Origin of the sequence: Vibrio sp. V42_P2S4T144, assembly GCF_009904715.1 — a bacterium.
Classification (GTDB): Bacteria; Pseudomonadota; Gammaproteobacteria; order Enterobacterales; family Vibrionaceae; genus Vibrio; species Vibrio alginolyticus.
In genome coordinates this window covers 1-7,068 of the sequence record NZ_WXWS01000582.1, presented here as the reverse complement: position 1 = coordinate 7,068, position 7,068 = coordinate 1, and the positions used below count along the sequence as shown (strand labels likewise).

Below are 7,068 nucleotides of genomic sequence, written 5' to 3'. Positions count from 1 at the left end.
ATATAAGAGTCATCAATCATACATATATTCAGAGCCTTACCAAATCAAACGTCATTCAGCGCTCTATCATTCCAGTTGCGGAAATGGACAGCAGCATAAAACCCATGCTGATTGACAACCTATCGGATTGATAAGGAGATATCATGATCACCCCTTTAAAGGCAATCGGTGTACTCGCATTGTCATCACTTGCCATCGCGTGTTCATCACAACCCGAAGATACCGTGGCTTCATTCGCTACACAATGCAAACCTACCACTGCCCCCGTTACTGGGGAAACGTCAATTCAAGGTTTAACGTTTATCGGAACATCCGTTGCTGATGCTCCATTCGACACATCGGCAGCTGAAATCGTCAGTTATGACGCTTGTACAGATAAGCTCTATGTGGTTAATGCTCAAGCAAAACGTGTCGATGTAATGTCTATGGATGACAACGGCGTACCAACGCAAAGCGCATTCATCGATCTCAACAGCGCTGGCGAAGCAGCGGGCATTGAAATTGGCGCAGCAAACAGTGTCGCTGTATTCAATGGTTTGGTAGCAGTTGCGATTGAAAACAGTAATAAACAAGCGAATGGTATTGTTGGCTTGTACCGCTCCGACGATTTGTCATTAGTCACGACTTTCCCAACAGGCGCATTGCCAGACATGGTTGGCTTCTCAAAAGATGGCCGATACATCGCAACCGCTAATGAAGGAGAACCAAACAGCGATTACAGCATTGACCCTGAAGGTAGTATCACTTTGATCGATCTGAGCCTTGGTGTTACTCAAGCAGAAGTGACACAAATTGGCTTTAACGAATTTGATGGTTCACGAAAAGCAGAGCTCCCAATGAATGTGCGTATTTCGGGGCCAAACGCCACCGTCGCACAAGATCTAGAGCCTGAATACCTCACTTTTGCAGATAACGGTAAAATCTATGTCGCGCTACAAGAAAATAACGCCATGGCAATCGTCAATCCAGAGAGCAAATCGGTAGAAAAAATTGTTGGCTTAGGTGAGAAGTCTTGGTCGGGCGCTAAACTCGATGCATCCAACAAAGACAAAATCATTGGGAACTTGAAAAGCTACCCACAACTGGTTGGCTTATTTATGCCTGACACTATCGACAGCTACTCAGTGAATGGGAGTACTTACATCGTATCGGCAAATGAAGGCGACGGGCGTGAGTACGAATTCAAAACCACTCAAGAACTGTGCGACAAAGCTGGCTTTATGTGGGATGAAGACGATTACCTCGGTACAGATGAATATACATCTGAGCAAGGAACCTGTTTAAGCCATATTGATGAAGTGCGCGGTAAGAAGCTGAAAGTGGCAGCAGAACACCCATTGGCAGAGGCACTAAAAGACAACAAACAACTCGCGCGTTTAAAAGTGATTAAGCCGGAGCAAACGCTTTCTGCACAAGAGAATGTTCAATCATTTGGCGCGCGTTCATTCTCGATTTGGGATGAAAACGGCAATTTGGTCTTCGATAGTGGTGACGATTTCGCGACTATCGCGCTGCTGAATGAAGGCAAGAACTTCAACAGCACCAACGATAACAATAATAGTGGCGATGACCGAAGTGATGATAAAGGTATTGAGCCAGAGGCGATTGAAGTAGCACAAATTAACGGTCGTCATTACGCGTTTATCGGCTTGGAGCGTCAAGGCGGTATCATGATTTATGACATCACAGACCCGAAACAAGCGCAGTTTATGCATTACGTCAACCGCCGTAATTACAATCAGCCAGTATGTACAGAAGTCGAAGATGGCGAATGCATGAACGACACATACAATCCAAAAGCAGGCGATTTAGGTCCAGAATCCATTAATTACTTTACCCGTAACGGTGGTCATTTTATCGCCGTTGGCAATGAGGTATCGGGCACGACATCCGTCTTCCGAATCAATCTATAAAGTAATGTAAAAGTCATTTAGAACCAAAACGCCCGACGTAAGCCGGGCGTTTTTTTGTATGAGGTAATGTCCTACTCTGCCGATGCTAGCGCGTCACACTTTGATGCGCAGATAAAATCGTTTTTATGCAGACCTTTGATAGAGTGACTCCACCACGTTACGGTAACCTTACCCCATTCCAACAAAATAGAAGGATGGTGGAACTCATCTTCTGCCAGTTCCGCGATTTTGTTACTGAAAGCCCATGCTTGTTTGAAGTTCTTAAATTTATACACCTTTTCTAGTTGAGGTATATCTTCTCTTTCAATGATCTGCCAATCAGACAATTGCAGCAGCAGAGATTGTTGTTCTTCTTTGCTTAGTGCAATGGCATCGATACTACAAGCTTCGCATTTTTGTTCATTCAACATGAGCAGGTTCCTTTGGTTCAAAAAGTGGAGGAAGCAGTCCAGCTTCAATCGCTAGATCGGCTTGTTTCAATAAATTTAACTGACTGATTTTAAAAAGCTGAGAAAAGTCATCAATCACGTAGTACTTCGGTTGCATGATGTCGATACGATAAGGCGTTCTCAGCACAGTTTGTAATTCAAATGGGTCGCGAATTGCTGCATCACTCTCTAATGCGTAAAGGGTTTCGCCAGGAGATGAAAGAATACCACCACCGTAAATTTTGGTTTTGTCCCCTTCTTTCACCAAACCAAACTCTACAGTAAACCAGTAGAGACGAGCGAGATAGGCTCTTTGTTTTGGGGTAGCGGCTTGCCCTAGTTGACCATAATGCTCGGTAAATGCAGCAAAGTCTGGGTTGGTTAACATCGCACAATGACCAAATATTTCGTGGAAGAAATCTGGCTCCTGTAAGTAATCGAACTCATCTCTTGTACGCAAGAATGTGGCGACTGGAAAGCGCTTATTACCGAGTAGATTAAAAAATCGGTCGAAATCAATAAGCGCGGGAACGGGCTCCACTTGCCAACCTGTTGTCTCCATCAAGACACGATTAATTTCTGGTAACTGAGGAACGCGGTCTTGAGGTAAATCAAGCAGCGTCAAACCGTGTAAATAAGCCTCACAAGCTCTGTTTTGGATCACACCCATTTGTCGTGTTACCAAATCTCGCCAAATGGCGTCTTCTTCACGGCTCCATTCAACCCTGCCTTCCTGGTTTACGGGTTTAGAACGATACTGGGTCATGGCTCATCTCCATTAACAAATCCTTTACATTAAGCCTATCTGTAGTCTTAAGAGCTTCCAATCCCTGCGCGATTTTCTCAGCATCATCCCGATGTAACATATTGTTTACAATGCATCGTAACTTCATGATTTTTATGACACGATATAATATCTGGCTTGTTTGACTTTATCGTGTATTCCTCTCAAACTAGAACCTGTTATCACTTTGTTATAGAGGGACCTATGCGCGAGAGCAGCAAAGTATGGCAACCGAGCGAAAGTCGTATCGAAGAAGCCAACATTACACAGTTTATTGAACACATTAATCGACAAGGAAGTACCCTTGAAAGCTTCGCTGATCTGCATCAATGGTCACTCGATCATGCAGAAAAATTTTGGCAGGAAGTTTGGCTATTCTGCGACGTCATTGGCACTCAGGGAGAGACCATAAAAGAGCGAGCAGAAAGTCGCTGGCAGCAACCTGTTGAAAATAGGGATATAAAATGGTTCCCAAACGCACAAATTAACTACGCCGAAAATTTGCTAACCTACGCGTGTCACCAACCCGATGATCTCGCTATTTGGTTTGAAAATGAACGTGAAGAAAAACAGACCTACACCTGGAAACAATTGTGCGAAGAAGTTTCGAGTGTGCAGCAATGGTTGAAAGAATGTGGAATTAAGCAAGGTGATGTCGTCGCTGGTTATTTACCTCACCTACCTCAAACGGTGATAGCCATGCTAGCAACCACCAGTTTAGGGGCGACCTGGACTTCCACCTCACCTGATTTTGGCGTCGAAAGCGTTTTGGAGCGCTTTGGTCAAGTGAAACCCAAAATCCTGTTTACTTGTGATGGCTATACATTCAATGGCAAAACTTTCGATATGTCAGAGAAAAACCAGCATATTGCGGATCATCTTGAAGGTCTTAAACAAGTTTGCCAAATTAGCTACCTTAAACCACACATTTTTGAATGCGATGTCTGCACCCAAGATTGGCAAAACGTCCTGAATCAATACACACCCGAAGCGCTGACTTTTACTCGTGTGAATTTTAACGATCCGCTATTTGTGCTTTATTCTTCAGGCACAACAGGCAAACCGAAATGCATCGTTCATTCCGTCGGCGGAACGGTGCTTAATCACTTGAAAGAGCATCAACTGCATTGCGATATTCAACCGAACGAACGCGTGTTTTATTACACGACCTGCGGTTGGATGATGTGGAACTGGCACGTTTCTTCACTCGCGAGCGGTGCATGTTTGGTGATTTTTGATGGTAGCCCTGTTTACCCCACTCATGATGTGCTCTGGGACCTCGCAGAACGAGCCGAAGTGACGCTGTTTGGAACCTCAGCAAAATACCTAGAGGCGCTGGAAAAAGCATCTTTTTCTCCGCAGAAAAGTGATGCATTTCCAAGTCTGAAAACCATTTGCTCAACGGGCTCTGTTCTGTATCCAGAACAGTTTGATTATGTCTATCAGCACATTAAAGAAGATGTACACCTCGCCTCGATTTCTGGCGGAACAGACATTTGTGGCTGCTTTGTATTAGGCAACCCTATTTCTCCCGTTTATCGGGGAGAGTGCCAATCAGCAGGGTTAGGGGTCGATGTCCGAGTCTTTAACCCACAAGGTAATAGCGTAATGGGAGATCGCGGTGAGTTGGTTTGTGCCAATTCATTACCCAACTTCCCTGCTGGCTTTTGGAACGACACCGGTGAGAGATATCATCGCGCTTATTGGGATAAATTCGACAATATTTGGCACCACGGCGATGATGTTGAACAGACCAGCGTTGGGGGATACGTGTTTTATGGTCGAAGTGATACTACGTTGAATCCCGGTGGCGTAAGAATCGGCACGGCCGAAATCTATCAGCAAGTGAACTGTATAGACGGTATTCTAGATTCGATCGCAGTAGGAAAAGAAGTCGATCGCAACGAACAAGTATGGCTGTTTGTCCAATTAGTCAAAGGGGTAGAGCTCAATGACGAGATGATCGCTTCCATCAAAGCACAGCTAAAGTCTGCATGTTCTCCAAGGCATGTACCTAGTGCGATTTACGCAATAAGCGATATACCTAAGACACGCTCAGGAAAGCTGGTCGAGTTAGCCGTTAAGCAAGTCGTTAACAACCGAAACGTCGAAAATTTAGGCGCAATAGCCAACCCTGAAGTGCTGGAGGAGATACGCAGGATAGTCGTCTCAAAATAACCTCCGAAGACTTAGTTGTTCGAGTATGTCCTTGCCTGCACCACGACGACTTGTTTAGAGCAAGTGAAGTTACATATACCCTCAGCAGATAAGAAAAAAGCGAGCTTGTTAGCTCGCTTTTGTCATTTTGTGTTCTTTATTCAGCAGTATTAGCGACGACCAAGCCCCATTAATACCGACATTGTTTTACCATCAGATGTAATGTCAAAAACGTGTTGCGATTCAACTTCAGTAAAACCCGCTTCTTTCAGTGCACGCTCAGACTTCGCAAGGGTAAAACCGTCTTGTTCACATTCTGCAATCCAATCAAAATGAACAAAATAGCCGCCGTGGTTAAGTAGAGAATGTGAGATCGTTAATGACGCGTCTAAGTCTTCCACGAACGCTAAAACTGATGATGCAACCACCAAGTCGAACTGTCCACGAAACGCAGGGTGCTGAGCAACCAAGCCGCGAGATAATGCATCTACCACAGGTTCTACGTTGACGAGCTCTTTTTTATCGAGTTCCTCAATCATGGCTTCCGATGCGTCTAATGCTACGATGTCTTTAACCATCGGTGACAATCGTTGACTTAACTGCCCTGTTCCGCATCCAAAATCTAGTACTTTAATGCCATCAAGCTGAGTTAGCTGTTGTAACTGCTCAAACACCGACTGCGCAAATTGCTCTGTTGCTGGATTTGATTCCCAGTTTTTTGCTAAGCCGTCCCAATCTTGTGCCATCGTGGCCTCCATGTTCACTTTTTGTAACCCACATAGATTACCGCAAAACCGTTAAAAGACCATAGACTTATCTGGCGGATTCGCGTTTTTTTCGATAATCTTTCATGGCTTTGGGAGCGCATCTGCATAATACCCAAATTATTTGAATTCATTTATTGGTTGTGTCAAATCATGAACTTAACTCAAGTAGAAGCCTTCTGCACCATCGCTGAGTGTGGTTCTGTTTCTGAAGCGGCAAGGCAACTCGACTGCAATCGTACCAAACTCAGTATGTCGATTAAGGCATTAGAGAAAGATCTCGACGTTGAATTGTTTAACCGAACTGGCAACCAGCTCACCCTCTCTGAAGCTGGGAAAGCCACTTACAAAGATTGCGAACACCTACTTATCATCGCACAACGGGTCAGAAAGACCTGCGCTCAAATCTCGGAAGGGTTTAACGCGGAAGTTTGGGTAGCACGTGACGACTCCTTACCTGATGATCTCTGGCAAGAATTATCTCATACATTGAATAACCGCTTTCCTTCAACAACCTTCAACTTAATCTTGGCATCCAGTGGCGACTTAGCCAACTTGGTCAGTACCCACCAAGTAGATTTTGCTTTCGGCGTTGATTATGAGCGAGTAGACGATCCTCGTATCGTATATAACCCATTAGGCAAGATACGTATGATGTCAGTATGCAGTGTAGAACACCGCCTAAGTAAGATGCGCCGTGTCTCAGACGAAGATCTACGTAGTCAGATGCAAGCACTAATGGTGTACCTAAATGAGAAAGACAACCCTGAACTGCAACCTTTCTCGACTCGATATATTGGTTTTTCGAGTTTTGACTACATGCTGAACACCATCTTAGAAGAAGACGCTTGGGGCGTGCTTCCAGAACCATTAATCCGCCATTACCTTCGTCAGCAGAAGCTCGCCGTTATCAAACACACATACGGATTGACGCAAGAAGACTACTGTATGTTTTCACCTAACGGCCATACTGAGCATCCAGCAATGACGTGGTTAGCAGATAAATTGAGCGAGTATTTATT

Annotated in this window: 6 protein-coding genes; 3 read left to right on the top strand and 3 right to left on the bottom strand. The window is 44.6% G+C overall.

Annotated elements, in window-relative coordinates; genetic code table 11:
* The first annotated feature begins 143 nt into the window (after positions 1-143).
* Positions 144-1,913: a choice-of-anchor I family protein gene (locus CAG68_RS19200; RefSeq protein ID WP_161441525.1), complete on the top strand. Its 1,770-nt coding sequence runs from the start codon at positions 144-146 to the stop codon at positions 1,911-1,913.
* 71 nt (positions 1,914-1,984) lie between these two features.
* Here CAG68_RS19200 and CAG68_RS19195 read toward each other — a convergent pair whose 3' ends face one another.
* The gene (locus CAG68_RS19195) at positions 1,985-2,323 is read right to left on the bottom strand and encodes a 4a-hydroxytetrahydrobiopterin dehydratase (protein ID WP_005375563.1); all 339 of its coding nucleotides are present in this window, start codon (positions 2,321-2,323) and stop codon (positions 1,985-1,987) included.
* The gene (gene phhA / locus CAG68_RS19190; protein WP_005375564.1) at positions 2,313-3,107 is read right to left on the bottom strand and encodes a phenylalanine 4-monooxygenase; all 795 of its coding nucleotides are present in this window, start codon (positions 3,105-3,107) and stop codon (positions 2,313-2,315) included. Before phhA ends, CAG68_RS19195 begins: the two co-directional genes overlap by 11 nt.
* 222 nt (positions 3,108-3,329) lie before the next feature.
* Here phhA and CAG68_RS19185 point away from each other — a divergent pair, with 222 nt between their 5' ends.
* A complete protein-coding gene (locus tag CAG68_RS19185; RefSeq protein ID WP_161441524.1) occupies positions 3,330-5,303 on the top strand; it encodes an acetoacetate--CoA ligase in 1,974 nt (657 codons plus the stop codon).
* Between the two features lie 149 nt (positions 5,304-5,452).
* Here CAG68_RS19185 and CAG68_RS19180 read toward each other — a convergent pair whose 3' ends face one another.
* Positions 5,453-6,028 (bottom strand): class I SAM-dependent DNA methyltransferase, encoded by a 576-nt coding sequence (locus tag CAG68_RS19180; protein ID WP_017821100.1) that lies wholly within the window; start codon positions 6,026-6,028, stop codon positions 5,453-5,455.
* Positions 6,029-6,199: 171 nt separating this feature from the next.
* On the opposite strand from CAG68_RS19180, the gene CAG68_RS19175 reads away from it, so the two are divergent.
* The coding region (locus tag CAG68_RS19175) for a LysR family transcriptional regulator (RefSeq protein ID WP_161441523.1) at positions 6,200-7,068 on the top strand (869 nt) is incomplete at its 3' end.